Here is a 24,321-nt window from a genome sequence, read left to right as displayed (position 1 = left end):
AGGTCGGTCCGTTGGTGTGCAGGATGTGACATGTTGGAAGCCGACAAAGGAGGCTTCATGCTCACCAACAAATCCGTCCTCGCCCTGGTCGGCGCACTCGTCGTGACACTGACCACTGCCGGGGCCGTCGTCCAGACGGCTCCTGCTGAGGCCGCGACGCCCCGCATCAGTTCGGCCTGCAGTTCGGTGCCGACGACCACGACCGAGTTCGACGGGGTTCCGGGGACGATCTTCTACAAGCGGCTCCAGTGCCTCGGCAGCATGGCCGGGTACTCAGGTGATATCGACGGTCGCATGACTTCCCCCGCCTGGTTTTTCGTCGCGAAGCGCCTCGCGGTCGGCGGGTACTACCAGTCGGGCGACTTCTACGGATCCGAACACCCCCAGACCATCGCAGCATTGCAGCGATGGGCGGCCGCCCATGGCGGCTACAGCGGCCCCATCGACGGTGTCTGGGGGCCGAACAGCTACCGCGGCGCCGCCTGGGCGCTGAACCGCGCGTTCTGAGACGGGCAACAGACAGACGGGAGGCCCGGTGCCAGCTGGCACAGGGCCTCCCGTCTTGCTGTGCTCGCGCCTTCGCGCGCTACTTCGACTCGTGGAGTCGGCTGCTCTCGTCGTGCCACTCGATGGCGGTCGCCGCGAGCTTGTCCTTGAACTCGGCGCCGTGGTGCGCGCAGAAGAAGAGCTCGCCGCTCGACATGGTGGCTCGGATGTAAGCCTGCGCTCCGCAGCTGTCGCAACGGTCGGCGGCGGTCAGCTGGTGGTTGCTGACTTCGTCGATGGAGGGGTCCTGCACGGTCTGGGTCATTGCTGTGCTCCTCACGGATCGCAGGTGGTGCCGGGTGGTTGCACCATTTCAACACGTGATGCCTGAGAACGATGCATTGTGCAGCGCTGTTTCGCTGAGCGCGGATCGGTTGTCCCCAGTGCGAGTGTCCACGCCGAGGGTGTCGGTAGCGCTCGGTAGCATCGAACGGTGAGCTCCGACTACTCCGCACGCCATCTCTCCGTCCTCGAAGGGCTCGAGGCGGTCCGGAAGCGTCCAGGGATGTACATCGGCTCGACCGACTCCCGTGGGCTCATGCACTGCCTGTGGGAGATCATCGACAACTCCGTCGACGAAGCCCTGGCCGGGCACGGCGACGAGATCGGTGTCGTGCTGCACGCCGACGGGTCGGTCGAGGTTCGCGACACCGCCCGCGGCATCCCGGTGGACGTCGAACCGAAGACCGGGCTGACCGGGGTCGAGGTCGTGTTCACCAAGCTGCACGCCGGTGGCAAGTTCGGCTCCGGGTCCTACGCTGCCTCCGGTGGTCTGCACGGCGTCGGCGCTTCGGTGGTCAACGCCCTGTCCGAGCGCCTCGACGTCGAGGTCGACCGTGGCGGCAAGACCTACGCCATGTCCTTCCACCGCGGCGAGCCCGGCACGTTCGACGACACGAAGGGCATCGGTCCGGACGCCCCGTTCAGCCCCTTCACCTCGGGCAGCGAGCTGCGGGTCGTCGGCAAGGTGAAGAAGGGCGTCACGGGTTCCCGGATCCGGTACTGGGCGGACCGGCAGATCTTCACCGCCGATGCGCGGTTCAGCACCGACGACCTGGTCACCCGCGCACGGCAGACGGCGTTCCTGGTGCCCGGGCTCGGCATCACGATCACCGACGAGCGCGTGACCTCGATCGAGGCCGCCGTCGCGCGTGCCGAGGCGACGGGCACCGCCGTCGAGGCCGGCCCGGTCGTCGAACGCTTCCGCTACGAGGGCGGCATCGGCGAGTTCGTCGAGCACCTCGCGGCCGACACGGCCGTCACCGATGTCTGGCGCGTGCAGGGCACCGGGACCTTCACCGAGACCGTCCCGATGCTCGACGACAAGGGCCACATGGTCTCGACCTCGGTCGAGCGCGCCTGCGAGGTGGACCTCGCGCTGCGGTGGGGCGACGGGTACGAGACGGTGTTCCGCAGCTTCGTCAACATCATCGCGACGCCGAAGGGCGGCACGCACCAGGCCGGCTTCGAGTCCGGGTTGGTCAAAGCCGTCCGCGCGCAGGTCGAGGCGAACGCCCGCAAGCTCAAGGTCGGGCAGGACAAGCTCGACAAGGACGACGTGCTCGCCGGCATGACCGCCGTGCTGACCGTCCGACTGCCCGAGCCGCAGTTCGAGGGGCAGACGAAGGAGATCCTCGGCACGCCGGCGGTCCGCAAGATCGTCGACCAGGTCGTGTCGAAGCGCATCACCGAGATCCTGACGTCGACGCAGCGCACCGAGAAGGCCCAGGCCGCGACGCTGCTCGAGAAGGTCGTCGCGGAGATGAAGACCCGCATCTCGGCCCGCGCCCACAAGGAGACGCAGCGCCGGAAGAACGCGCTCGAGAACTCCTCGTTGCCGACGAAGCTCGCGGACTGCCGGTCGCAGGAGACCGAGGGCACCGAGCTCTTCATCGTCGAGGGAGACTCGGCCCTGGGGACCGCGAAGCTCGCACGCAACAGCGAGTATCAAGCGCTGCTGCCGATCCGCGGCAAGATCCTCAACGTGCAGAAGGCGTCCGTGTCGGACATGCTGTCGAACGTCGAGTGTGCGTCGATCATCCAGGTCATCGGCGCCGGTTCCGGCCGGACGTTCGAGATCGACCAGGCGCGCTACGGCAAGGTCATCATCATGTCGGACGCCGACGTCGACGGTGCCCACATCCGCACGCTGCTGCTCACCCTGTTCTTCCGCTACATGCGACCGATGATCGAGCAGGGCCGGGTGTTCGCCGCCGTGCCGCCGCTGCACCGGGTCGTCGTCGTGAACCGCGGCAAGCCGAACGACACGCTCTACACGTACTCCGAGCAGGAACTGCAGACCGTGCTGAAGAAGCTCGAGAAGACCGGCAAGAAGTACCAGGAGCCGATCCAGCGGTACAAGGGTCTGGGTGAGATGGACGCCGACCAGCTCGCCGAGACCACGATGGACCGCGCGCACCGGACCCTGCGGCGGGTGAACATCACGCACGCCGAGAGCGCGGCGAAGGTGTTCGAACTGCTCATGGGGAACGACGTGGCCCCGCGCAAGGAGTTCATCCTGGCAGGCGAGGGTCTGGACCGCGACCGCATCGACGCGTAGCGCGCCGGTCCCGCCCGGGTCTCGGCGGCGCTGGCCCGAGTCTCGTGGTGAGCGACTCGTCTCGGGCTGCGCGCTCCGAGTTCGGTCGCTCAGGCCGAGTCTCGGTGCCGCGGCGCGCCACCGTGCGCGGTCCGTGCCGCCAACGCGACGATGTGCCGCGAACTGTTGGCGGACTTCTGTCGCTTCCGCGTCGGCGGCTCGAGCGGTCCGGGCGGGGTTGCCCCGCGCCTCCCGGCCAGCGAGTCTCGCGATGGGCGACCGGGCTCGGGTGCCGGACCGCGAACGATGTCGTTCAGGCCGAGTCTCGGTGCCGTCTGAACGACACCGTGCCGTCACCGTGCGCGGTCCGTGCCGCCGACGCGACAGTGTCCCGCGAACTGTTCGCGGGACACTGTCGCTTTCGCGAGAACAGACGCCGGAGCGGAACCTCGCCGCGCGCTACGCGTCGCCCGCGGTCCCGTCGAGCGCCGCGGCACTGCCCCCGATCGAGCCGATGACGGCCTCGAGCGGTGCACCGGACCCGTCACGCTTCGACAGCCAGTCGGGCAGGGTGCGCGCGGCGCCGTCCGTGCCGACCGCGTGCGGGGGAGCGATGCCCGCCCAGCCCACGGTGAGCCCGTCCTCGCCCTTCAGGAACGCGTGCGCCCGGACACCCTGGGTCGCCCGGCCCTTGGCGGGGAACTCGGACAGCGCGGAGACCTTGGCGCGACCGGAGTCAGTGCCGGGCAGTGCCGTCGAGGTCGTGGACACCGTGGCGACCACGGCGTCGTCGGACCGGGCGACGGACCCGAACCAGATCACCGAGGACCCGGATGCCAGCGCCATGCCCGCGACACCGCCGGCTGGCAACCCCTGGGCACGGACGCCGGACGCGGGGAAGCGCAGGAGCTGGGCGTTCGAGCTGATGAACACCAGGTCGTCGGACTCGGGCGCCTGAGCGGCGCCGACCACCGCGTCGCCGGGCTTCAGGCCGATCGCGATGAACTCGGGCTTGTCGGGCCAGGCTCCGGGCACGACGCGCTTCACGACGCCCTGTGCGGTGCCGATCGCCAGCGAGTCCTCGGAGGCGCCGGACAGGTCGACGAGCGCCACGACGGTCTCACCCTTCGTCAGGGTGAGGAAGTCGGTGACCCGCACGCCGGCGTCGAGCCGGACCGCGGCCGGCGGCACCGCCGGGACGTCGACGGGGGAGAGCCGCAGCACCCGCCCGGTCGAGGTCAGCGCGCCGACCTGGCCCCGGACGGTGCTCACCACGGCGGAGCGGACGGCGTCGTGCTTGGAGCGCTTCGGCACGCGGACGATGCTGAGCTCCGACGTCGGGATGTCGACGCGGATGAGCCGTCCGGTGGTCGAGAGCAGCACGCGGCACGGCGAGTCGGCGACCTGGAGCGACTCCGGGTCGACCGCGGCCTTGCGACCGCCCTTGACGGGGGCGTCGGCCTCCGTGAGCAGCGTGCGGCGGGGGGTGGCGAACTTGTCGGAGACCTCGGTGAGCTCGAGCGCGACCTGGGCACGGAGCCGTTCGTCGGACGCCAGGAGTTCCTCGAGCGCGGCGATGTCGGCGAGCAACTGGTCGCGCTCGGCCTCGAGCTCCATGCGCGAGAACTTCGTCAGGCGTCGGAGCCGCAGTTCGAGGATGTACTCGGCCTGGACCTCGGACAGGTCGAAGACGTCACGGAGCCGGCTCCGTGCCGCCTCGGAGTCGTCCGAGGTGCGGATGACCTGGATGACCTCGTCGATGTCGAGGATCGCGATGAGCAGTCCCTCGACCAGGTGCAGCCGCTCACGACGACGCGCGAGCCGGTACTCCGACCGCCGGGTGACGACCGACAGCCGGTGCTGCACGTAGACGTCGAGCAGTTCGCGCAGCCCGAGCGTGCGCGGCGACCCACCGACCAGCGCGACGTTGTTGATGCCGAAGCCGTCCTCGAGCGGGGTGTGCTTGTACAGCTGCTCGAGCACCGCGGTGGGGTTGAAGCCGCTCTTGATGCCGATCACGAGCCGGAGCCCGTGGTTGCGGTCGGTCAGGTCGTTGACGTCCGAGATGCCGACGAGCTTCTTGGACTGGACGCCGTCCTTGATCTTCTCGATGACGCGCTCGGGGCCGACGAGGTACGGCAGTTCGGTGACGACGAGTCCGACCTTGCGCGGGGTGAGGTTCTCGACGCTCACCTTCGACCGGGTGCGGAACGTGCCGCGTCCGGTGGCGTAGGCGTCGCGGACGCCGGAGAGCCCGACGATGGTGCCACCGGAGGGCAGATCCGGCCCCGGGACGAACTCCATGAGCTCCTCGAGGGTGGCCTGCGGGTTCATCAGCAGGTGCTTCGCGGCCTCGACCACCTCGCCCAGGTTGTGCGGCGCCATGTTCGTCGCCATGCCGACCGCGATGCCGGACGCGCCGTTGACGAGCAGGTTCGGGAACGCCGCGGGCAGGACGCCGGGCTGCATGATCTGGTTGTCGTAGTTCGGGACGAAGTCCACGACGTCCTCGCCGAGGCCCTCGGTCATCGCCATCGACGGTTCGGCCAGACGGGCTTCGGTGTACCGGGCCGCAGCGGGACCGTCGTCGAGCGACCCGAAGTTGCCGTGGCCGTCGATCAGCGGTACGCGCATCGTGAACGGCTGCGCCATCCGCACCAGGGCGTCGTAGATCGCGCCGTCGCCGTGCGGGTGCAGCTTGCCCATCACCTCGCCGGTGACGCGGGCGCTCTTGACGTGCCCGCGGTCGGGCCGCAGGCCCATCTCGGCCATCTGGTACAGGATGCGCCGCTGGACGGGCTTCAGGCCGTCGCGCGCATCGGGCAGCGCCCGCGAGTAGATGACGGAGTACGCGTACTCGAGGAAGGAGCCCTGCATCTCCTCGGAGACGTCGACGTCCTCGATGCGCTCACCGTCGGGCAGGCCGACTGCGTCCGTGCGTGCCATGGCACCTTTCTGGAAGACTCGTTGGAATGGGAACAAGCGTACCGACGGCCCCCGACGCCGCCGCCAACCTCGCCGACGTCTTCCCGAGTTGCCTCGTGGCCCTCGGGGCTGCGGACGGCGCGTGGTCGCGTGACCACGGCCTGGAGGCCCGGATCGCCCTCCGTCCCGCCCGTTCCGCGATCGTCGTCCTGGTCGACGGCCTCGGGAGCGCCGCGCTGTCGGCTCGCGCCGGGCACGCCCGATGGCTCACGGCCGCGAAGGGGTCCGGCACCGCGAAGAGGCTGCGCAGCGGGTTCCCGACCACGACGGCCGCGGCACTGAGCACCCTGACCACCGGACGGTCGCCCGGCACGCACGGCGTCGTCGGGTACAGCGGCTGGAACCCGGACACCGCTGCCGTGATGAACCTGCTCGGCGGGTGGGACACCGAGGTGCCCGCGGACTGGTTCCTCACCGAGACGCTCTTCACCCGCGCCGCGGAGCTCGGCGTCGACCCCGTCGTCGTCGGCCCCGACCGGTACCGGGCGTCGGGCATGACCGCGAACGTGCTCGGCGGCGCGCGGTACGTGTCGGCGGACACGATCCCGGAGCGCATCGACGCCGCCCTGGCCGAGACCGCCACCGGTCGGTCGCTCGTGTACCTGTACGTGCCGGAGCTCGACTCGATCGGCCACAAGTCCGGGTGGCAGTCCGACCGGTGGACGGCGACGCTCGAGCTGCTCGACGGCGAGCTCACACGCCTCGACGCCCGCGGTGCGCCGGACGTGGGCGTCCTCGTCACCGCGGACCACGGTGTGCTCGACGTGCCCGACCACGCGAACATCGCCATCGACCCGCTCCTGCTGAAGGACGTCGTCGGGGTGGCCGGCGATCCGCGGTGCCGCCAGTTCACGGTGGCGCCGGGCACCGACGTGCGCGGGCTGGTCGGGGCGTTCCGGGCGCGCTACGGCAAGAAGGCGTACGTCGCCAGCCGCGACGAGGCGATCGCCGCCGGGTGGTTCGGTGCGGTCTCGCCGCAGGTGGTCCCGCGCATCGGCGACGTGATCGTCGTGGCACGCGGGTCGTGGGCGTTCAACGACGACCGCGAGCTGCGTGACGGCGAGGTGCCGAAGCGCATGATCGGTCAGCACGGTGCGATGACCGACGAGGAGACGTTCGTCCCGCTGCGGCTCGCCGGGGCGTTCGCGCAGTAGCGGACGGTCGGCTCAGGCCGGGTCCTCCGGGCGCGTGCCGAAGACGATCTCGTCCCAGCTCGGCATCGACCGGCGGTTGCGCTTCTTGCGCTCCGCACGGCCCTCGGCTTCGGGCGCCGATGCCGGACGGGCGTCGGCGGACGGCGGGACGGTGTCGCCCTGGGACTCGTCCTCGAACCCCTGCAGCGGGATGTCGACGACGCTGATCGAGGTGCCGCGGGCCGGCTCGTCGCGCTGCTCGCCGAACGAGGCGGCCTCGCGCTCCCCACGGCGGCGGCGGAGCGCCTCGAGCAGGTCGGCGGTCTCGTTGCCGGGTGCGCGCTCCTCGACGGCCGCCTGGCCGATGCGGGGCAGCGGTGCACGGAGTGGGGCGCGGTCGGAGACGTCGGGGTTCGTGACGGCCTCGTCCTCTTCCTCGACGCGGAAGGCACCGGAGTCGAAGCGGGTGCCGTCGTCGTCCTGCTGCTCGTACTCCACGGCGCGCAGGCGGGGCGCGATGCCCTCGTCGTCGGTGTGCGAGAGCCGGTGCGCGTCGCCGTTGTCCGGCACGAGCGTCGAGGTCTTCGGGTCGAAGCGCCACTGGGCGTCGTGCTCGACCTCGGCCGCGGTGTAGTGGACCCGGACCTGCCAGCCGCTCTCCGGGTGCTTCCACGAGCCCCAGCTGATCGCGGTGGCCTCGCCGGCCTCGAGCTTCGCGGTGATCGCTGCGCCGAAGGTGTCGGGGGCCTCGTCGTCGACCGGGGTCACCGGGACGCGGTGCGAGGCGTCGAGGACGAACGCACGCTCGGCGAGCACCGGGCCCTCGAAGCGTCGGACGTACTCGACGTCGACGTCGAGCGCGGCCGCGACGTCGGCGGCGTCGGCACCACCACGGATGCGTGCCTGCACGTCCTTGGGGGAGACCCGCTTCTGCGGACCGGCGTCGGGGTTGGCCTGCCGGACCTGCCCCGGCAGCGAGGACGTGACGGGCAACCGGAACTCGGTACCGCCGTCGGTCGCCAGGAGGAGTGCGCCTGCCTCGACTCCGATGACTCTCACGTCTTGCATGGTCCAGCCTTCCCAGCGTCGCGTACGGTCGTGCGTCGTACCCCGTGAGTATGCAGTGGTCGCGGACGGTTTCCACGGAGGCGCACGGGCGTGCCGCGGAGTCTGCGCACCAGCGGCGACGGGTGTCGGGAATGTCCCGATCCGGTCACGGGTTGCAGCGCCGTGACGACCCGCCGCAGATCTCGGTTTGCACTCTGGCGGGACGTAGTGCAAACTGTCGCCGCCGATCACCCGGCGACGACCTCTCGATACGAGAAATGGATGGGCATGGCCACCGATTACGACGCCCCCCGGAAGACCGATGACAACTCCGATTCGGAGTCGATCGAGGCCCTCAAGGAGCGCGTTCCCGACAAGATGTCGGGGGTCGTCGACGATGATTCGGACAACCCCGGCAGCTTCGAACTCGCCGGGCAGGACCTGAGCGACGTCGACCTCGACGTCGTCGTGCTGCCCCCGCAGGTCGATGAGTTCACCTGCGTCGAGTGCTTCCTCGTGAAGCACCGCTCCCAGCTCGACCACGAGTCGAAGCTCGGGCCGGTCTGCGCGGAATGCGCAGCGCTGTAGCGAGCACCGTCGCAGCGCTGTAGACGCACCGATCGCCGAAGGCCCCGCATCCTCCAGGATGCGGGGCCTTCGTCGTGCGGTGCGGGGCGGACGCGCGCCGTGCCTCCCGGTCGCCCGCCGCGGTCCGTCAGGACCGGAGCGCCTCGACCACCTTGGTGGGCTGCCGGACGCTGACCAGCCAGTAGGGCGTCGGGTCGGCGTCGTCGCGGACCTCGACCTTGACGACCCCGCGCACGTAGCCCCGGAAGAGCGTCCACGCTCGGGCGTCGAGCTTCGGGCCGCGCTGCGTGGTCGCCTCGGCCCCCTCGAACGCCTCGACGCTGCCGACGAGTGCGCGGGGGAGGTGCGCCTTGCCGGCGCGGAACTCGCTGTCCGTGACCTCGATGGTGGGTGCGAGAGCCCACAGGAGCACGAGGACGCCGAGCTCCATGCCGATCGCCACGAGCACACCGGCGAGCACGCTGATGGGCAGGAACACGAGCAGGGTGGCGGGGATGACGAGCGCCGTCGCCAGGTACAGGGCGGGCGGGGCCCAGAGTCGTTCGCGGTACAGGGTCACGGGTCCATTCGACCACGACTCGGGGCAGGTCACGGTCGGGTCACGTCTCTGCACTACCCTCGACACGTGATGGAACCAGTCGACGTCCTCTGGACCGGGGAGAACCGCCCCGGACACGCCCACCCCGGTGACGCCGGTGCCGACCTCGTCTCGACCGAGGCCTTCGTGCTGCAGCCGGGCGAGCGCCACCTGGCCGCGACCGGGCTGCGGATCGCGCTCCCCGAGGGGTACGCCGCGTTCGTGGTCCCGCGCAGCGGGCTCGCCGCCAAGCACGGCATCACCATCGTCAACAGCCCGGGCACGGTCGACTCCGGGTACCGCGGCGAGATCAAGGTCTCGCTGCTCAATACCGACCGGTCCGAACCGTACGAGGTGCACGTGGGTGACCGCATCGCACAGCTGATCGTCATGCCCGTGCCGCGGGTGACGTACACGCGTGTCGAGGAACTCCCCGACAGCGTCCGGGGCCAGGGCGGCTTCGGCTCGTCCGGCTACGGTGACCGGAGCGGTGCCGTGACCGGCGCCGCCGATGATGTTCAGGAAGGAACGCGCGCATGAAGTTCGGTCGACGCAAGCGTGACGAGGTCGAGGCCGCCGAGGTCGAGGTGGCCGAGGCCGTCGCCGACGAGGTCGAGATCGCGGACACGACCCCCGAGGTCGACATCGCGACGGACGCCGACGCGGACCTCGACGAGGTCGACGGGGTCGCCCCGACGGACAAGTCCGCACCCGAGGACCGCGCCGAGAACGGCCCGCACGACGAGACCGAGGCGAACCTGGTCCGTCCGTACGTCGACCTGGGCGGCGTGAAGGTCCTGCCGCGCGAGGGCCTGCACCTGCGCCTCGAGGTCGAGGAGGGCTCGCAGCGCGTCGTCGCGGTCGGGCTCGACTACGACGACTCCACGCTGCAGGTCCAGCCGTTCGCCGCACCCCGCTCGACGGGTCTGTGGCACGAGATCCGCGCACAGATCGCCGAGCAGATCGAGCGCCAGGGCGGTGTCGTGACCGAGGTCGACGGCCCGTTCGGCCCCGAGCTCCGCGCGTCCGTGCCGGTCGCGGTCGACGGGGACGGTGGCACCGCCGGCGTCCGTCCGGCCCGCTTCGTCGGCGTCGACGGCCCGCGTTGGTTCCTGCGCGGCGTGATCGCCGGCAAGGCTGCCGAGCAGCCCGACGACGCGAGCGAGATCGAGGAGCTCTTCCGCAGCGTCGTCGTCGTGCGCGGCACGACGCCGATGCCGCCGCGCGACCTCATCCCGCTGCACATGCCGAAGTCGACGCAGACCGCGATCTGACGACCTGACCCGCCCTGGAGGCACGGTGCCGGAACACGACGACACCCACCGACCCGAGACGGCCGGGTCCGAAGCCGTGCCCGCGTCCGCTGGAACACCTGACGCAGCGTCGGCTGCGCCGTCGTTCTCCGCACAGTTCCGCGACGCGGTGCAGAACGCGGGCATCGCCCGCGTCGCCCCTGGCGAGGCGCCCTCCGGGCGCGCGCTGCTCGGAGCGGTCGGCGGGACCCGCGGCCTCGCCGAGTCGGTACTGCCCGGGTTCGCGTTCCTCGTCGTCTACGCGATCACGAAGGAGCTCGTGCCGAGTGTCGTGATCCCGGTCGTCGTCGGCCTGGTGTTCGTCGTCCTCCGCCTGGTGCAGCGACAGTCGCTGACGATGTCCTTCGCGGGCATCCTCGGCGTCGCGGTGTCGGCCGGCCTCGCACTCATCACCGGACGCGCCGAGAGCAACTTCATCCCGGGGATCATCATCAACTCGGTGTGGTTGGTCGGGCTCCTGGTCTCCCTCGCCGTCCGCTGGCCGCTCATCGGTCTGGTCGTCGGGTTCCTGCTGCCGGCGAACGAGGACGGCTCGCACGTCGACTGGCGCGCCGACCCGGTCAAGCGCCGCGTGCTGACGGTCGCCACCTGGATCTGGGTCGGGCTCTTCGCGCTCCGCCTGGCCGTCGAGGTGCCGCTGTACCTCACCGCGCAGGTCGAGCTGCTCGCCGGCCTCAAGCTCATCCTCGGCGTCCCGCTCTACGCCGCCGTGCTGTGGGTCACGTGGCTGCTGGTCCGCACCGTGTTCGTGCGGAGGGACGACGCCGCCACGGTGTAGAGTTGTCTCGACATCAAGAGACTTTCTCGTCCGGCGTTCCGACGTCAGCGGGATTAGGTTTGCCTTGCTGGTGGGACGGACCACGGCCCGCGATGATGAGGGCAAACCGATCAGTAGGGAGGCGGCACGGTGGCTGCAGTCAATAGCTTCGGCTCGAAGGACACACTGTCGGTTGGGGGTGTCGACTACGCGATCCACCGGATCGACACGGTGCCCGGGCACGAGAAGCTCCCGTACAGCCTGAAGGTGCTGCTCGAGAACCTCCTCCGCACCGAGGACGGCAAGAACGTCACCGAGGCGCAGATCCGCGCGCTCGGCTCCTGGCGACCCGACGCCGACCCGGACACCGAGATCCAGTTCTCGCCGGCGCGCGTCGTCATGCAGGACTTCACGGGTGTGCCGTGCATCGTCGACCTCGCCACCATGCGCGAGGCGATGGCGGACATCGGCGGCGACCCGAACAAGATCAACCCGCTCTCCCCGGCCGAGATGGTCATCGACCACTCGGTCATCGCCGACCTCTTCGGCAGCATTGACGCACTCCAGCGCAACACCGACCTCGAGTACGAGCGGAACGGGGAGCGCTACCAGTTCCTCCGCTGGGGCCAGACCGCGTTCGAGGACTTCAAGGTCGTCCCGCCGGGCACCGGCATCGTGCACCAGGTGAACATCGAGTACCTGGCGAAGGTCACCTACACGCGTGACCTCGACGGCGAGACCTACGCCTACCCCGACACCCTCGTCGGGACCGACTCGCACACCACGATGGTGAACGGGCTCGGTGTCCTCGGCTGGGGCGTCGGCGGCATCGAGGCCGAGGCAGCGATGCTCGGCCAGCCGGTGTCGATGCTCATCCCGAAGGTCGTCGGCTTCAAGCTCTCCGGTGAGATCCCCGCCGGCGTGACCGCGACCGACGTGGTGCTCACCATCACGCAGGAACTCCGCAAGCACGGTGTCGTCGGCAAGTTCGTCGAGTTCTACGGCGAGGGTGTCGGCGCCGTCCCGCTCGCCAACCGCGCCACCATCGGCAACATGTCGCCCGAGTTCGGCTCGACCGCTGCGATCTTCCCGGTCGACGACGTCACGCTCGACTACCTGCGTCTGACCGGTCGCGACGAGGCACAGATCGCCCTGGTCGAGGCGTACTCCAAGGCCCAGGGCCTGTGGCACGACGCCTCGGTCGAGCCGGCGTACTCCGAGTACATGGAGCTCGACCTCTCCACGGTCGTGCCGTCGATCTCGGGACCGAAGCGTCCGCAGGACCGCATCGAACTGTCCAAGGCGAAGGACCAGTTCGAGGTCGACCTGAACAACTACACGACCCCGAGCGAGCAGACCGACCTCGACGACGCGGTGGAGGAGACCTTCCCGGCCTCCGACCCGATCGCCGCGGGCTCGACCAACGAGGACACCGACCTGCACGAGCACGTCCACGTGTCGAGTGCCCCGTCGACGGCCTCGGCCCCGACGAAGGTCGCGATGGACGGGGCCGACCCGTTCACGATCGACCACGGTGCCGTCGCGATCGCCGCGATCACCTCGTGCACGAACACGTCGAACCCGTCCGTCATGATGGCGGCCGGCATCCTCGCGCGGAACGCCGCCGCCAAGGGCCTGACCTCGAAGCCGTGGGTCAAGACGACGCTCGCCCCCGGGTCCAAGGTCGTCACCGACTACTACGAGAAGGCCGGTCTCACGACCTCCCTCGAGCAGCTCGGCTTCTACACGGTCGGCTACGGCTGCACCACCTGCATCGGCAACTCGGGCCCGCTGCCCGACGAGATCTCGCAGGCCGTGCAGGACAACGACCTCGCCGTCACCGCGGTGCTCTCGGGCAACCGGAACTTCGAGGGGCGCATCAACCCCGACGTCAAGATGAACTACCTGGCGTCCCCGCCCCTGGTCATCGCGTACGCCCTCGCCGGGTCGATGCACTTCGACTTCGACAAGGACGCCCTCGGCACGGACCAGGACGGCAACGACGTCTACCTGCAGGACATCTGGCCCGACGCGGCCGAGGTGCAGCAGGTCATCGACGAGTCGATCGACACCGAGATGTTCACCCACGAGTACGGCTCCGTGTTCGAGGGCGACGACCGCTGGAAGAACCTGCCGACCCCCACGGGCGACACCTTCGAGTGGGACCAGGAGTCGACCTACGTGCGGAAGCCCCCGTACTTCGAGGGCATGACCATGCAGCCCGACGCGGTGTCGGACATCTCCGGTGCCCGCGTGCTCGCGAAGCTCGGTGACTCGGTCACGACCGACCACATCTCGCCCGCCGGCTCGATCAAGGCGGACAGCCCGGCCGGCAGGTACCTGGCCGAGCACGACGTCGACCGCAAGGACTTCAACTCCTACGGCTCGCGTCGCGGCAACCACGAGGTGATGATCCGCGGCACGTTCGCGAACATCCGGCTGCGCAACCAGCTGCTCGACGGCGTGGAGGGCGGCTACACCCGCGACTTCACGACCGCCGACGGCGAGCAGTCGTTCATCTACGACGCGTCGCAGCACTACCAGGAGCAGGGCATCCCGCTCGTCATCTTCGGTGGCAAGGAGTACGGCTCGGGCTCGTCGCGCGACTGGGCGGCCAAGGGCACGAACCTGCTCGGTGTCCGCGCCGTCATCACCGAGAGCTTCGAGCGGATCCACCGCTCGAACCTCATCGGCATGGGCGTCGTCCCGCTGCAGTTCCCGGCGGGCGAGACGGTCGAGTCCCTCGGGCTCGACGGCACCGAGGTCGTCTCGATCTCGGGCCTGACCGAGCTGAACGAGGGGCGCACCCCGAAGACCGTGCACGTCACCGCGACGCCGAGCGAGCACTCGCCCGCCGGCAAGCAGCCGGTCGAGTTCGACGCGGTCGTCCGCATCGACACCCCGGGCGAGGCCGACTACTACCGCAACGGCGGCATCCTGCAGTACGTGCTCCGGTCGCTCGTCTGACGCGACCCGGATACTGCCTGGAGGCGGGGGGGGCGCGGGGCCCCCCCCCCCCCCCCGGGGGGGGGCCCCCCCCCCCGGGGGGGGGGCCCCCCCCCCCCGGGGCGCGCCCCGGGGGCGGGGCGGCCCCCCCCCCGGCCCCCGGGGGGGGGCCGCCCCCGCCGGGCCCCCCCCCCGGGGGGGGGGGGGGCGGGGCCCCCCCCCCCCCCCCCGGGGGGGGGGGGGGGGGCCCCGCGCCCCCCCCGCCTCCAGTCCGTTCTGTCCCCACGCGCATAGAGTGGGCCGACAGCCCCACGAAAGGAGCGCCCGTGAGCCTGCTCAGCAGCATCACGTCGCCGCGCGACCTGAAGCGTCTCTCCGACGTGCAGATGACCGAACTCGCCGCCGAGATCCGCCGGTTCCTGGTGGCCGAGGTCGCCAAGACCGGCGGCCACCTCGGGCCCAACCTCGGCGTGGTCGAGCTGACGCTCGCGATGCACCGGGTGTTCGACTCGCCGAACGACCCCTTCGTGTTCGACACCGGGCACCAGTCGTACGTGCACAAGCTCGTCACCGGGCGGCAGGACTTCTCGAAGCTCCGCGAGCGGGGCGGCATCGCCGGCTACCCGCAGCGGAGCGAGTCCGAGCACGACATCGTGGAGTCCTCGCACGCGTCGTCCTCCCTGTCCTGGGCCGACGGGATCTCCCGCGCGTTCGGGCAGACCGGGCAGACCGACCGCACCGTCGTCGCGGTGGTCGGAGACGGCGCCCTCACCGGTGGGATGACGTGGGAGGCGCTCAACAACATCTCGGACGACAACGACCGCCGCCTGGTCATCGTCGTCAACGACAACGGCCGCTCGTACGCCCCGACGATCGGCGGCATGGCGCGGTTCCTCAGCTCCATGCGCACACGGCGTGAGTACCGGGCGCTGTACGAGACCTCCCGGGCCGTGGCCGATCGCTTCGGTGCCCCCGGCCGGGCCGTCTACCGCGGGATGCGCGGCGGCCTGCACGGGTTCCTGTCGCGCTTCACGAACAACGAGGCGCTGTACTCGAACCTCGACATCAAGTACATCGGGCCGGTCAACGGACACGACCAGCGGGCCATGGAGGCGGCGCTCCGTCAGGCGAAGGCCTACGGCGCCCCGACGATCGTGCACGCGATCACCGAGAAGGGCCACGGGTTCGAGCCGGCCCTGCGTGACCAGGCCGACCAGTTCCACGCCGTCGGGCACATCGACCCGGAGACGGGGGAGTCGCTCGACGCCGCGTCGGGTCCGTCGTGGACCTCGGTGTTCGCGTCCTCGTTGGCCGACGCCGGCGCCGCGGATCCCCGGATCGTCGCGATCACGGCGGCGATGCTCCGTCCGACCGGACTGCACCTGTTCCAGGAGCAGCACCCCGACCGCGTGTACGACGTCGGCATCGCCGAGCAGCACGCCGTGACGACCGCCGCGGGCCTCGCCTACGGCGGCCTCCACCCCGTGGTGGCGCTGTACGCGACGTTCCTGAACCGGGCGTTCGACCAGGTGCTGATGGACGTCGCCCTGCACAAGGCCGGCGTGACGTTCGTGCTCGACCGTGCCGGGATCACCGGTCCGGACGGACCGTCGCACCACGGCATGTGGGACCTCGCGTTGCTGCAGGTCGTGCCCGGCATCCGGATCGCCGCACCGCGTGACGCAGCGACCCTGCGCGAGGAGTTCCGCGAGGCGATCGCCGTCGACGACGCCCCCACCGTGCTCCGGTGGTCGAAGGGCCAGGTCGGACCGGACATCGCCGCCGTCCGTCGTCTCCCCGACGGTGTGGACGTGCTGCACGCCGCCGCGGACGGCGTCGAGGACGTGCTCTTCGTGGCCGTCGGCTCGATGGTGCCGACGGCCCTCGAGGCCGCGGCGCTGCTCGAGGCGCAGGGCATCGGCGTCACCGTCGTCGACCCGCGCTGGGTGGTCCCGATCCCGGGCTCGCTCATCGAGCTGTCGCGGACCCACCGCCTGGTCATCACGATCGAGGACGGCGTGCGTGTCGGTGGTGTCGGGACCCGGCTCCGGCAGGACCTGCGGGCCGCCGGGGTCGACACGGGCGTGAACGAGCTGGGACTGCCGGACGAGTTCATCGACCACGCGACCCGGTCGCAGATCCTCGCCGACGTCGGGCTGACCGCGCAGGCGATCGCCCGCGACGTCATCGACCAGGTCGTCGGGACGAAGCTGCCGCAGGCGAAGCCCGCCCGGTCGCGGGAGTCCGCCGGCTCCGACCGCTAGGCGCTGACCGCGCGAGGGCACTCATGCCGCCAGGGGCATGTCCCTCGGGAACGTCTGGCAGGATCGCCGCATGCGACGGGGGCTCAGGACGACGGCGGTGGCGATCGGTCTCGCGGTGGTGGCGCTGTCCTCAGGGTGTGCGGCGATGAACGACGGCACGGTCACGCCGGAGCTCGGTGCAGATGCCCGGGTCGGCGCCAGACAGACGATGCACCGTGTGGTCGACTGGGAGGGCACCGCCGCGGTCCACCGGGTCGATGCCACCTGGACCGACTCGTGCGGCCACGCGAGCAACTCCGGGTTCTTCCAGCCCGCTTCGGGCACGACGTGTCGGATCGACGCCGGAGCGGTGTACACGATCGACGGTGCAACGACACCCGTCGACGCGGTGCGCATCGCCGGACCGGCGCTGCGCACGGGCGGCCTGACCGACGAGGACCTCGTGGCACAGGCGATCCAGCCGGACGGATCGACACCGTACTTGGTCGACATCGGTGGGCGGCAGTCGATCGCACTCGGCAACGACATCGGGCCGGACCGGTTCGCGGTCGTGCGGGTCCGCGGTTGGGACGGGTCACTCGGACTCTGGCAGTCGGAGGGATCGTCCGTCGTGCAGTCCGCACCGGGTGTCGGCGTCGACGGACGCGATGACGCCGTCCGGGCGAGCGGGGCGGACTACGTGCTCGTCGTGACGCACAGCGCCACGTACTTCACGTCGTACGACAACGAGCCGCCCGCGCCGCCGGCACCCCGGCCGTCGGTCCCGCCGTGCTTCAGCGGCAGCAACGACTGCGTCGGCGGTTGACGAAGGTTGACGGCGGCGGTGGACAACACCGCAGCGGGCCGGCCACGCACAACCAAAGTCACCCCGAACCACGGCGATCCGCGATTCGGGGTGACTTCGGTTGTGCGGGACGGACTCGCGCCGGCTAGCGCGAAGCCGGGCCGACGATCAGCGGGTCGTGGAAGCTCCCACCGAAGACGCGCTCGGACGCCCCACTGCGGTCCAGGTACGGGCTGATCCCACCGGCCTGGAACGGGTAGCCCGCACCGAGGATCAGGCCGAGGTCGATCTCCTCGACGTGCTGGACGACCTCGTCCTCGAGCATGCGGTGCAGCTCGTCGGCCAGGGCGTCCTCGAAGCGCTGCTGCATCGCGGCGGCGTCGACGGGCTTCGCGTCCTTCTTCGACGGCGCGACGAGCTTGACGGCGGCGGGGTCGTACCCGGTCGCGTTGCCCTTCTTGTCGCGGGTCAGGATCTTCCCGTACTCGGCGATCGTCTTCAGCCCGTCACCGGGGTAGAAGCGCTCCGGCCAGGCGGCGTGGTGCGAGTCGAGCACGTGCGCCCCGACCGGCAGACCGACGAGCTCGAGCAGCTCGAACGGCGACATCGGCAGTCCCAGAGGTGCGGCACCGGCCGCCACGACGTCGAACGAGGTGCCTTCCTCGACCCCGCGCATCGCCTCACCGAGGACCCGTGCGAGCACCCGGTTGACGACGAAGCCCGGCTGGTCGGCCGTGATGATCGCCGTCTTCTTGAGGGTCTTCGCGACGGCGAGAGCCGTGACGAGGGTCTCGTCGGAGGTGTCGGCGGTGCGGACGACCTCGAGCAACGGCATCACGGCGACCGGGTTGAAGAAGTGGAACCCGACCAGGCGCGACGGGTCGGAGAGCACCGAACCCATCTCGGAGACGGACAACGACGAGGTGTTCGTGGCGAGGATGGCATCCGGCGCGATGACCTGCTCGATCTTCCGGAAGACCTCTTGCTTGACGCTCATCTCCTCGAAGACGGCCTCGATCACCCAGTCGGCGTCGGCGAAGGCGTCGTACGACACCGACCCGCTGACGAGTGCCGTGATGCGGTTGGCGTCGTCGGGGGAGATCCGCCCCTTCTCGAGCAGCTTGCCGACCTCACCGCGGATCCGCTCGACACCGGCGTCGACGCGGGACTGGTCGACGTCGGTGATCACGACGGGGACGCCGAGTCGTCGGGCGAACAGCAGCGCGAACTGCGAGGCCATCAGACCGGCGCCGAGGACGCCGACCTTCGTGATCTTCTTCGGCTCGACGCCTTGCGGTGCACCGACGGGCTTCTTCGCACGCTTCTGCACCAGGTCGAACGCGTACATCGACGCGGCGAACTGGTCGCCGGAGAGCAGGTCGGCGAGGGCGTCGTCCTCGTCGGCGAACCGCTCGTCCAGGGAACCGCCGCGAGCGGCGGCCACGAGGTCGAGCGCGCGGAACGGCGACTTCGGCACCGTCCCGATCTTCGACGCGACCTGCCCACGGGCGACCTTGACGACCGTGCCCCAGGCAGCCTTCTCGAGCATGCCGGGTTCGTTTGGCCGCTTGACCGACACACGACCGGCGATGACGCCGTCGGCCCAGGCGACTGCCGACGGCAGGAACGTCACCGACGGGATGAGCACGTCGCCGATGCCGATCTCGACCGCAGCCGGGCCGTCCATCAGGCGGTTGTTCTTGAGCGGGTTCTCGACGATGACGCGGAGCGCTCGTTCGGGGCCGATCAGGCGGGGGAGGAGCGTCGCGCCACCCCAGCCGGGGATGATGCCGAGGAAGACCTCGGGCAGGCCGATGCCCTGCGCGGCGGACGAGAACACCCGGTAGGTGCAGTGCAGCCCGATCTCGAGCCCGCCGCCGAGGGCGATGCCGTTGATGAACGCGAACGACGGCACACCGAGGTCGGACAGCTTGCGGAGGGTGGCGTGGCCGAGGGCCGCGAGGTCGTGCGCCACCGCACGCGACGGCACGGACGCTGCCTGCGACAGGTCGGCCCCGGCGGCGAAGCAGTACTCCTTGCCGGTGATCGCGACGCCCTGGATCGTCCCGGCCGCCGCCTCGGTCTTCAGGGTGTCGAGCACCCCGGAGAGTTCGTGCAGCGTGCGCGGCCCGAGGGTGTTCGGACGCTTGTAGTCCTTGCCGTTGTCGAGCGTGATGAGCGCCAGGGTGCCACCGGAGGGCATCGTGACGTGCTTGACGAACGAGTGCGTGACGACCTCGTCCTCGCTGAGTTCGGACAGACGGTCGGTGTCGACAGTGGTCATGCTCATGCCCCCTTCCGAGCCGAACGTGCTGCGGACTTGCTGAAGCCGGGGTTCTCCCAGATGACGGTGCCGCCCTGGCCGAGTCCGATGCACATCGTGGTGATGCCGTACTGGACGTCCGGGCGCTCGGCGAACTGCGCGGCGAGCTGGGTCATCAGGCGGACACCGCTCGATGCCAGCGGGTGGCCGACGGCGATCGCGCCGCCCCACGCGTTGACGTTCGGTGAGTCCTGGGCGATGCCGTAGTTGTCGAGGAACGCGAGCACCTGCACCGCGAACGCCTCGTTGATCTCGAACAGGCCGATGTCGTCGATGGACAGGCCGGCCTTCGAGAGCGCCTTGTCGGTCGCGGGGACCGGGCCGACGCCCATGACCTCGGGCTCGACGCCGGCGAAGGCGAACGAGACCATGCGCATCTTCGTCGGCAGGCCGTGCTCCTTGGCACCCTCGGCCGAGGCGAGCAGGCTCATGGTCGCGCCGTCGTTGAGGCCGGCGGCGTTGCCGGCGGTCACCCGTCCGTGCGGGCGGAACGGCGTCTTCAGCGCGGCCAGCGCCTCGAGCGTCGTGCCCGGACGCGGCGGCTCGTCGGTGCTGATGACGTCCCACCCGTCGCCCTTGTTCACCTCGACCGGGATCACGTCGGGTTGCAGCTTGCCGGCTGCCCACGCGGCGGCGTAGCGCTGCTGGGACTGGACGGCGTAGGCGTCCGTGCGGTCCTTCGTGATCGCGGGGAAGCGGTCGTGCAGGCGCTCGGCGGTGGACCCCATCACCAGCGCGTCGCTCGACACCATGCGCTCGGCGATGAACCGCGGGTTCGGGTCCGAGTTGAAGCCCATCGGGTGGCGCCCCATGTGCTCGACGCCACCGGCGATCGCGATGTCCGCGGCACCGAAGGCGATGGCACCCGCGAGCGTCGTGACGCTCGTCATGGCACCGGCGCACATGCGGTCGATCGCGTACCCGGGGACCGACTTCGGCAGGCCGGCCAACATGCCGACGGTACGGCCGAGGGTCAGCCCCTGGTCACCCTGCTGCGTGGTCGCCGCGACGGCGACGTCGTCCACCGCTGCGGTGTCGAGCGAGGCGTTCCGGTCGAGCAGTCCGCGCATCGCGTGCACCGCGAGGTCGTCGGACCGGGTCTTCCAGAACACCCCCTTCTCGCCGGCTCGTCCGAACGGCGTCCGTACTCCGTCCACGAACACGACGTCTGATGCCTTTGGCAATCCGGGCCTCCCAGATCCTCATCGATCGGGCCGGAACGCTGGTCGCTCCGGCCGGCCGGGCCTCGCCCGGCGACGCTCCCGACGCTATGCCCCCAGGCTGGGCGGCCGCATGCCGGTTGGGCGGTTCCTACGACTCGACGTCATCCGCCGGCGCGGGCTGCTGTGCAGCAGCGACAAAGGCCGAGGCGATGACCGAGGCCAGTTCCTCCACCTGCCACGGACGGGCCTCGTGCGCGGCGAGGGCGGCCCCGACCAGCTCGGTCGACGGTGGCGACGGCGGTGCCCACGAGACCACGCGCAGGGTCTCCGGGGTGAGGAGGTTCTCGAGCGGGATGTCGAGCTCCTCGGACCGCTTCGTCACCGCGGCCCGTGCGGCCTTGTACCGGCGGTCGGCCGCGGGGTTGCGGTCGGCCCAGGCGCGGGGCGGCGGGAGCGTCGCTTCACCGGAGCCGCGGAGCTTCGGCAGGTCCTCGGTCGTGCGGCCCTCGTCGACCGCGGCCCACCAGCGGTCGAGCTCGGACCGGCTGGCGCGACCCGTGAACGCCTTCAGAGCGCCGAGTTCTGTGCGCGACGACGGTGCGGCGGCTGCCGCTGCGACGATCGCGGCATCGGGGATCGTGCGCCCCGGAGCGATGTCGGCCGCGCGGGCGTACTCGTCACGGGCGACCCAGAGCGACCGGGCGATCGCCAGCGCGCGGGCGCCACGGAGCGCGTGCATGCCGGACAGCCGGCGCCACGGCTCGGCACGGACGGGCTTCGGGGCGCGGTGCAGCACCGCGTCGAACTCCTCCTCCGCGATGCGGGACTTGCCGGCCTCGTCGAGCTCCGCGGCGAGGGCGTCGCGCAGGTCGGGCAGGAGTTCGACGTCGAGCGATGCGTACACGAGCCACGACTGCGGCAGCGGTCGGGTCGACCAGTCGGCCGCCGAGTGCGCCTTGGCGAGCGTGATCCCGAGCAGCTGCTCGACGACGGCGCCGAGGCCGACCCGGGGGAACCCGGCGATGCGTGCGCCGAGTTCGGTGTCGAAGATGCGGGTCGGGACGAGGCCCACCTCTTGCAGGCACGGCAGGTCCTGCGACGCGGCGTGGAAGAGCCACTCCTCGTCGACGATGGCCGCCTGCAGCTCGGAGAAGTCGCCGATCGGGATCGGGTCGAACAGGAACGCGCCGGCACCGCGGCGGAACACCTGGATCAGGTAGGCGCGCTGCGAGTAGCGGTAGCCGCTGGCGCGCTCGGCGTCGACGGCGACGGGGCCATGACCCGCAGCGATCGCAGCGACGGCGGCCAGGTAGTCGTCGCGCGAGTCGATGACCTTGACGGCCTCGTGCGAGTCCTCGAACGCGGGGTCCGGTGCACCGGGGGTCGAGCTGGCGGGGTCGGTCACTTGGCGAGCCTCCTCGGGGCCAGCAGGGTCACACCGTCCGAGGCGGGAGGCAGACCGGCGAGCATGGCGACGATGTCCTGCCATGCCTGGACGTGTGCGGTGAGGTCGTCGCCGCGGGGCGTCCACGACGCGCGGAGTTCCAGCTGGGCGCCGTCTCCCTGTGCGGCGAGGTCGCCGTACCCGCGCGAGATGATCTTGGTGGCCGTGCCCGAAGCGTGGTCGTACTCGGCACCGTGCGTCGCGAGCGCGTCGACGAGCCAGCTCCACGTGACGTCGGCGACGAACTCGTCGACACCGATCTCGGGTTCGAGTGGTGCTTGCGCGAACGAGACCACCCGGAACGCGCCGCCCCAGCCCTCGGGTTCTTCGGGGTCGTACAGGGCGATGAAGCGTCCGGTGCCGAGGTCGGACGGGGCGCCGTGCGCGGTGCCGGACACGTCCGCCGCCAGGGCGATCGAGGACGGTGCGATCCGCGTGGGCGAGGGGATCTCGGTGACGGTGGTCTCGGAGCGGCTGCTGCCGGACGACACGAACGCGCGGAGCCGCGCGAAGGCGTCGGGCTCTCGGGTTTCGGACACACATGCAGACTAGGCTCCGGGCCATGTCCCGATCCGCGCGACCCGCCGAGGACGCCGTCCAGGAGACCGCACGATCGGCCGGCTTCATCGCCCTCGGCGCCGGTCTGGCCGCAGCAGCCGTGGGGACGGCCGTCATCGGTGGCTTCGTCGCCGCCGTCGCCCGCGCCGTCGTCACCCCGGACCGCAAGCGCACCGAACGCGTCCCGATCCACGCCGTCGACCCGGTCCGGATGACCGTGACCATCGAGCGGACCGCCGACACCGAGTTGCAGGGCCGGTACTCCCTCTGGTTCGGCGCCGGCACCGGGCACATGCGCGTCGGTGAGGTCCTCGGAACCACCGACACCACGGTCACGCGCCGCATCATCGCGATCGACGCCGGCGACCCGACCGCTGCACGACGCGGTCGCTGGGGCGGTTGGTTCTACCTGACCCCCGGCGAGCTCGACGTGCCCGTCGAGGACATCGACATCCCGACCCCGAACGGGCCCGCACCCGCCTGGGTCGTCCGCGCCGACGACCCGGACGCCCCGTGGGCCGTCCTGGTGCACGGCCGCGGTGTCACCCGTGCCGAGACCATCCGCGCCGTCCCGGTCTTCCGCGCCGCCGGCTACTCGGTCGTGCTCGCGTCGTGGCGGAACGACGGCGTCGCACCGCCGAGCGTCGACGGCCGCTACGGCCTGGGCAGCACCGAGTGGGAGGACATCGACTCCGTCCTCCGCTGGCTCAGCGCCCAGAACGCGCAGAGCGTCGTGCTCATGGGCTGGTCGATGGGCGGCGCCGTCGTGCTGCAGACCCTGCTGCGCTCACGGTTCGCCGAGCTCGTCGACGGTGTGGTGCTCGAGTCGCCCGTGGTCGACTGGCACGCGGTGCTCAAGTCGCAGAGCCAGCTCATGGGGCTGCCGCGGCCGGTGCGCAAGGTCGCCCAGCGTCTGCTCCGCACGCCGGTGCTGCACCGCCTGGCCGGCCTGCAGCAGCCGGTGGACCTGCGGGAGCTCGACATGGTCACCCGGTCCGCCGAGCTGACGGTGCCGATCCTCCTGCTGCACAGCGACGACGACGGGTTCGTGCCGTCCTCGGCCTCGCACGACCTGGCGCGCGCACGGCCCGACCTGGTCCGGCTCGAGGTCCAGACCACCGCCCGGCACACCAAGCTCTGGAACCACGACGCCGACTGGTTCGACGCCCGCATCCTCGCGTGGCTCACCGAGGTGGTCCAGCGTCGGGGGGCGGCCAGCGCGCGGTAGACGCGACAGGTGACGGACGGGAGGCGGGGGGGGCCCGGGGCCCCCCCCCCCCCCCCCGCCCCCCGGGGGCGGGTGACGGCCCCGCGGCCGGGCCCCGGCGCGGGGCGCGACCCCCCCTGGCCCCCA

At 70.9% G+C, this 24,321-nt stretch carries 19 protein-coding genes; 11 read left to right on the top strand and 8 right to left on the bottom strand.

Features of this window, described 5'->3' with window-relative positions; all coding sequences use genetic code 11:
* The first annotated feature begins 30 nt into the window (after positions 1-30).
* Complete coding sequence (locus ABH929_RS08630) at positions 31-507, top strand: hypothetical protein (protein WP_263091681.1); 477 nt, start codon at positions 31-33, stop codon at positions 505-507.
* A 79-nt stretch (positions 508-586) separates the two neighbouring features.
* Here the strand turns inward: ABH929_RS08630 and ABH929_RS08625 are convergent, their stop codons facing one another.
* Positions 587-811, bottom strand: a complete 225-nt coding sequence (locus ABH929_RS08625; protein ID WP_263091682.1) for a hypothetical protein — start codon at positions 809-811, stop codon at positions 587-589.
* A gap of 168 nt (positions 812-979) precedes the next feature.
* Here ABH929_RS08625 and ABH929_RS08620 point away from each other — a divergent pair, with 168 nt between their 5' ends.
* The gene (locus ABH929_RS08620; RefSeq protein ID WP_263091683.1) at positions 980-3,106 is read left to right on the top strand and encodes a type IIA DNA topoisomerase subunit B; all 2,127 of its coding nucleotides are present in this window, start codon (positions 980-982) and stop codon (positions 3,104-3,106) included.
* A 438-nt stretch (positions 3,107-3,544) separates the two neighbouring features.
* Here ABH929_RS08620 and ABH929_RS08615 read toward each other — a convergent pair whose 3' ends face one another.
* Entirely contained in the window at positions 3,545-6,031 is a 2,487-nt protein-coding gene (locus ABH929_RS08615; RefSeq protein ID WP_263091684.1) for a DNA topoisomerase (ATP-hydrolyzing) subunit A, read from the bottom strand.
* A gap of 26 nt (positions 6,032-6,057) precedes the next feature.
* On the opposite strand from ABH929_RS08615, the gene ABH929_RS08610 reads away from it, so the two are divergent.
* On the top strand, positions 6,058-7,224 hold the full coding sequence (locus ABH929_RS08610; protein WP_263091685.1) for an alkaline phosphatase family protein: 1,167 nt from the start codon (positions 6,058-6,060) through the stop codon (positions 7,222-7,224).
* Between the two features lie 12 nt (positions 7,225-7,236).
* On the opposite strand, the gene sepH is transcribed toward ABH929_RS08610, so the two are convergent.
* The gene (gene sepH, locus ABH929_RS08605) at positions 7,237-8,271 is read right to left on the bottom strand and encodes a septation protein SepH (RefSeq protein WP_276583233.1); all 1,035 of its coding nucleotides are present in this window, start codon (positions 8,269-8,271) and stop codon (positions 7,237-7,239) included.
* A 267-nt stretch (positions 8,272-8,538) separates the two neighbouring features.
* On the opposite strand from sepH, the gene ABH929_RS08600 reads away from it, so the two are divergent.
* Positions 8,539-8,838, top strand: coding sequence for a DUF4193 domain-containing protein (locus ABH929_RS08600; RefSeq protein ID WP_031263038.1), 300 nt, complete (start codon positions 8,539-8,541; stop codon positions 8,836-8,838).
* Between the two features lie 127 nt (positions 8,839-8,965).
* On the opposite strand, the gene ABH929_RS08595 is transcribed toward ABH929_RS08600, so the two are convergent.
* Positions 8,966-9,397 (bottom strand): DUF3093 domain-containing protein, encoded by a 432-nt coding sequence (locus tag ABH929_RS08595; protein WP_111086383.1) that lies wholly within the window; start codon positions 9,395-9,397, stop codon positions 8,966-8,968.
* A gap of 69 nt (positions 9,398-9,466) precedes the next feature.
* Between ABH929_RS08595 and dut the strand changes: the two genes are divergently transcribed.
* The 6 genes from dut (at position 9,467) to ABH929_RS08565 (ending at position 17,500) form a co-directional block, all read left to right on the top strand.
* The gene (gene dut / locus ABH929_RS08590) at positions 9,467-9,955 is read left to right on the top strand and encodes a dUTP diphosphatase (RefSeq protein WP_194647983.1); all 489 of its coding nucleotides are present in this window, start codon (positions 9,467-9,469) and stop codon (positions 9,953-9,955) included.
* Positions 9,952-10,689, top strand: coding sequence for a DUF3710 domain-containing protein (locus tag ABH929_RS08585; RefSeq protein WP_240347288.1), 738 nt, complete (start codon positions 9,952-9,954; stop codon positions 10,687-10,689). The genes dut and ABH929_RS08585 overlap by 4 nt, the downstream gene beginning before the upstream one ends.
* A gap of 25 nt (positions 10,690-10,714) precedes the next feature.
* Positions 10,715-11,506, top strand: a complete 792-nt coding sequence (locus ABH929_RS08580) for a DUF3159 domain-containing protein (protein ID WP_404560892.1) — start codon at positions 10,715-10,717, stop codon at positions 11,504-11,506.
* Between the two features lie 129 nt (positions 11,507-11,635).
* Positions 11,636-14,452: an aconitate hydratase AcnA gene (gene acnA / locus ABH929_RS08575; RefSeq protein WP_404560891.1), complete on the top strand. Its 2,817-nt coding sequence runs from the start codon at positions 11,636-11,638 to the stop codon at positions 14,450-14,452.
* A 305-nt stretch (positions 14,453-14,757) separates the two neighbouring features.
* Complete coding sequence (dxs, locus tag ABH929_RS08570) at positions 14,758-16,695, top strand: 1-deoxy-D-xylulose-5-phosphate synthase (RefSeq protein WP_404560890.1); 1,938 nt, start codon at positions 14,758-14,760, stop codon at positions 16,693-16,695.
* Positions 16,696-16,765: 70 nt separating this feature from the next.
* Positions 16,766-17,500: a hypothetical protein gene (locus ABH929_RS08565; protein WP_404560889.1), complete on the top strand. Its 735-nt coding sequence runs from the start codon at positions 16,766-16,768 to the stop codon at positions 17,498-17,500.
* 124 nt (positions 17,501-17,624) lie between these two features.
* On the opposite strand, the gene ABH929_RS08560 is transcribed toward ABH929_RS08565, so the two are convergent.
* From ABH929_RS08560 to ABH929_RS08545, 4 genes are all read right to left on the bottom strand, one after another.
* Positions 17,625-19,769: a 3-hydroxyacyl-CoA dehydrogenase NAD-binding domain-containing protein gene (locus ABH929_RS08560; RefSeq protein ID WP_404560888.1), complete on the bottom strand. Its 2,145-nt coding sequence runs from the start codon at positions 19,767-19,769 to the stop codon at positions 17,625-17,627.
* The gene (locus ABH929_RS08555) at positions 19,766-20,986 is read right to left on the bottom strand and encodes a thiolase family protein (RefSeq protein WP_404560887.1); all 1,221 of its coding nucleotides are present in this window, start codon (positions 20,984-20,986) and stop codon (positions 19,766-19,768) included. Before ABH929_RS08555 ends, ABH929_RS08560 begins: the two co-directional genes overlap by 4 nt.
* A gap of 127 nt (positions 20,987-21,113) precedes the next feature.
* A complete protein-coding gene (locus tag ABH929_RS08550) occupies positions 21,114-22,370 on the bottom strand; it encodes an HRDC domain-containing protein (RefSeq protein WP_404560886.1) in 1,257 nt (418 codons plus the stop codon).
* Positions 22,367-22,948, bottom strand: a complete 582-nt coding sequence (locus tag ABH929_RS08545) for a DUF3000 domain-containing protein (protein WP_263091692.1) — start codon at positions 22,946-22,948, stop codon at positions 22,367-22,369. Before ABH929_RS08545 ends, ABH929_RS08550 begins: the two co-directional genes overlap by 4 nt.
* Positions 22,949-22,971: 23 nt before the next feature.
* Here ABH929_RS08545 and ABH929_RS08540 point away from each other — a divergent pair, with 23 nt between their 5' ends.
* Positions 22,972-24,195: an alpha/beta fold hydrolase gene (locus ABH929_RS08540; RefSeq protein ID WP_205462341.1), complete on the top strand. Its 1,224-nt coding sequence runs from the start codon at positions 22,972-22,974 to the stop codon at positions 24,193-24,195.
* Positions 24,196-24,321: the final 126 nt, after the last annotated feature.

The sequence above is a fragment of the Curtobacterium sp. AB7 genome, assembly GCF_044909335.1.
GTDB lineage: Bacteria > Actinomycetota > Actinomycetes > Actinomycetales > Microbacteriaceae > Curtobacterium.
This window is presented reverse-complemented; position numbering and strand designations above follow the sequence as displayed.